5 protein-coding genes are annotated in these 3,214 nt (G+C 73.1%); all 5 read right to left on the bottom strand.

Annotated features, from left to right (window positions below; genetic code table 11):
* Window positions 1-251, bottom strand: a 251-nt coding sequence (locus ABYE80_RS18970; protein ID WP_372791879.1) for a DegT/DnrJ/EryC1/StrS family aminotransferase, incomplete at its 3' end; no start/stop codon positions are given.
* A gap of 3 nt (window positions 252-254) precedes the next feature.
* Window positions 255-707, bottom strand: a complete 453-nt coding sequence (locus ABYE80_RS18975; protein WP_372791880.1) for an FdtA/QdtA family cupin domain-containing protein — start codon at window positions 705-707, stop codon at window positions 255-257.
* A 5-nt stretch (window positions 708-712) separates the two neighbouring features.
* A complete protein-coding gene (locus ABYE80_RS18980; RefSeq protein ID WP_372791881.1) occupies window positions 713-1,450 on the bottom strand; it encodes a class I SAM-dependent methyltransferase in 738 nt (245 codons plus the stop codon).
* Window positions 1,447-2,808 (bottom strand): NAD(P)-binding protein, encoded by a 1,362-nt coding sequence (locus tag ABYE80_RS18985; protein ID WP_372791882.1) that lies wholly within the window; start codon window positions 2,806-2,808, stop codon window positions 1,447-1,449. The genes ABYE80_RS18980 and ABYE80_RS18985 overlap by 4 nt, the downstream gene beginning before the upstream one ends.
* Window positions 2,801-3,214, bottom strand: a 414-nt coding sequence (locus tag ABYE80_RS18990; RefSeq protein ID WP_372791883.1) for a methyltransferase domain-containing protein, incomplete at its 5' end; no start/stop codon positions are given. The genes ABYE80_RS18990 and ABYE80_RS18985, both read right to left, overlap by 8 nt.

Consider the following 3,214-nt stretch of genomic DNA (forward strand, 5'->3'; position numbering starts at 1 on the left):
GGGACGACGACCTCGTCCCCAGGGCCGATGTCCAGGGCCCGCAGCGCCAGCTCCAGGGCGTCCAGGCCGCTCGCGACGCCGACTGCGTGCGCGGTCCCGACCCAGGTGGCGAACTCCTGCTCGAACGCCTCGACCTCCGGGCCCAGGACGTACCAGCCGGAGTGCAGCACGCGCAGGGCGGCCGCGTCGAGGTCGGCACGGAGCTCCTCGTACGCGGCGCCGAGGTCCAGGAACGGGACGACGGGGGCCATCGGCTACGCGGCGTGCGGCAGCCCGCGGTGCGCCGCCGGTGCGGCGGCCTGGACCTCGAGGGCGGCCTCGAAGTCCTCGTAGGCCCGGTAGTAGTCCTCCTCGGTGTATCGGTGCGAGGCGAGCACCATGCACACCGATCCGGACGAGAAGTTCTCGAGATGCCGCCACGTCATCGGCGGGACGTACAGCCCGTAGTGCGAGCGGTTGAGGTGGAAGCGCTGCTCGACCTGGCCGTCGTTGAGCACGACGTCGAACGAGCCGCTCATCGCGATCAGCATCTCGCAGGTCTGCTTGTGCGCGTGGCCGCCGCGCTCGGCGCCGCCCGGCACGTCGTAGATGTAGTAGACGCGCTTGATGTCGTAGTCGACGTGGTTGCCGCCCTCGACGAACGTCAGGTTGCCGCGGGGGTCGTGGATCTTGGGGAAGCCGACGATGCGGCAGTCTGCGAGGGCCATGGCGGTTAGGGCTCCTTGGTGGCGACGAGGCCGATGTTCGCCAGCTGGCGAGGCTCGAGCTCGTCGGAGATCTCGTTGAGGGCGATGAGCAGCTCGCTGGGCCAGTCGAGCATCATCGAGTTGGGCAGGGTCTTGAGGAACCATCCGAGCTCCTCGGTGCACTGCAGGCCCGCGGACTCGACGTCCGCACGGAGCTCGTCGAGCGTGTAGACGCGCTGATGGCCCACCAGGTGATCCCGGGGCGAGAGCGAGTCCAGCCGCTCCTGCAGGCCCATGCGCACGGCCAGCCGCCGGTGCAGGGACTCGGCGTTCGGCACGACGACGACGAGCTTGCCCCCCGGCCGCAGCAGCCCCGCGAGATGGGTCAGCAGGGGACGCGGTTCGTCGACGTGCTCCACGACGTGCAGCGCGAGGACCGCGTCGAACGCAGTGGCGGGGGCGAAGGCCTCGAACATCGCCTCGTGGACGACCAGCCCGGGGTGGGCCGCACGCGCCTGGGCGGCCAGCAGGGGTGACCCCTCGACGACCTCGATCGGCACGCCGCGGTCGCGCAGCGCCCCTGTCATCAGGCCGACGCCGTACCCGAGCTCGAGCACCCGCCCGCAGCCCCTGATCGCGCGCGCGATCAGGTCGGCGGAGTGCTCCTGCTGCAGGTCCTCGACGTGCAGGTCGGCGACGTCCTCCTGGTTGAGGTAGTAGCGCTCCGCGTAGGCGTCGAGCGCGTGCGGGGTCAGGGCGCTCATGCGCGGGCCTCCGCGGCCGCCAGCCCGGCGACGACCTGCTCGTTGAAGGCGTCCGCGCCGGGGGCCGTGGCGCCCCCGACGACGAGTGCGTCCAGTCCCGTCGCCTCGAGCCGCGCCAGCGCGGCGGCGTGCGCGTCCCGCGTCTCGGCGGTCGGGGCGTCGTAGGTGTCCATGGCCCCGCTGAAGACCGGGACGGCGCTGGCGACCGGGTCCAGGATGCCGGCGTCCAGGAGGCCGCGGCGGGCCGCCTCCGGAGCGCGCTCGGCGGCGAGGTCGTGGCGGAGCTCCACGCACAGGACGCGCGTGCGCGGCCGCGCGCCCGGGCCGCTGTCGCTCACCCGCACGACCGGGTTGTCCTCGTCGACGACGTGATGGAGGGGCAGGGGCTCGTCCATCGCGACCTCCAGCCAGGCGATGACCGATCGTGCCCGCTCCACGCGGTACTCGTGGCCGACCGCGCCGAACAGCTCGCGGGCCCCTGTGGCCAGGATCGGTCGCGTGGCCCGGATCGGCTCGGCCCGGCCGTCGATCACGAGCTCGACCTCGCTGCCGTGGGGGGAGGCCTCGACCAGCGGTCCCACCGGTTCGATCACGACGTCCGTCGCGTCACGGAGCCGTCGCAGCAGCGCTTCGATCACGGCTCCGGGGCCGTCGTCGCCGACCGTCTCGAACCGCCGCCGTGGGCGGAAGGACGGGCCGCCGTCGCAGGCCTCCACGACGGTGCGCGGCCAGAACAGCGGCATCCACACCTTGCGGCGCCACGCGGCGAGCGTCCGCGCGGAGCCGTCGGCGAGGAACTTGTCGGCGACCGGGGCGATCAGCGTGCGGTGGAAGGTCTCGCCGTGGTTGGTGCGCGATGCCTCGTCGAGGGTGAGATCCCCCAGGTCGTCCAGCACGCCCTGATCCCCGAGGGTGGCGGCCGCCTGGGCCGCTTCGCGGGCCACCTCCTCGCGCTGGCGCGGCCCGAGGATGTCGGGCAGCGGTGAGAGGTCCACGGTGAAGTACACGTCGTCGTGCGAGCGGCCGTCCAGCGTGATCCTCGGCGGCGCGACCTCGCGGAGCCGGTCGCCGACCAGCTCGGTGACCCAGGAACGCACGAGCGTGGTGTAGGGGCGGTGGCCGCCGAACCCCGGAACGTGATCCGCCAGCGGCGGCGGCGCGTGGTCGTCCTCGTAGCCGAGCTCGAGCAGCCGCACGCCGAGTTCCAGGCGGCGCCCGTCCCGGCGCAACGGCAGGAAACCCCCGCCCACCCCACGGGTCGGCAGCACGAGGTGGACCTCGCGTCCCGCTCGCGCGAGCGCGTCGGCGGCGACGAGCCCGGCGACCTGGCCGCCGACGACGGTCACGGGCTCAGGCATGGCGCATCGTCACCAGGGTCATGGCGCAGAGGTCCGGGACGCGGTGCGAGACGCGGTCCAGGCCGTCGAGGACGTCGGGCGGGAGCTGCTCCATCAGCGCGTTGGGCAGTGGCTTGCACACGACGCCCGTCGCCGCGGACATCTCCAGCCCGGCTTCCTGGGCGTACTCGCGCAGCGTCCTGCGGTCGAGCATGCGGCGCGTGGAGAACTCCTCCGCGCGCGCGGACAGCTCTCCGAGGTCGTCGAGCAGCCCCATCTCGAGGGCGACCAGACGGTGCAGCGACGTCGGGTTGGGCACGGACACGTGCACGAGTCCGTCGGGGCCAAGGACGCCGGCGCAGCGAGCCAGGAAGGCCTGCGGGTCGTCGAGCTCGTGCAGCAGGTTGGTGGCGACCACGTGGTCGTA

The organism is Paraconexibacter sp. (genome assembly GCF_041602235.1).
In the GTDB taxonomy this organism is placed as follows: domain Bacteria; phylum Actinomycetota; class Thermoleophilia; order Solirubrobacterales; family Solirubrobacteraceae; genus Paraconexibacter.

Bases quoted from the DNA above. Each gene is read 5' to 3' on its own strand.
- ABYE80_RS18980 (WP_372791881.1), bottom strand. From the start codon at position 1,450: ATGAGCGCCCTGACCCCGCACGCGCTCGACGCCTACGCGGAGCGCTAC.
- ABYE80_RS18985 (WP_372791882.1), bottom strand. From the start codon at position 2,808: ATGCCTGAGCCCGTGACCGTCGTCGGCGGCCAGGTCGCCGGGCTCGTC.
- ABYE80_RS18975 (WP_372791880.1), bottom strand. From the start codon at position 707: ATGGCCCTCGCAGACTGCCGCATCGTCGGCTTCCCCAAGATCCACGAC.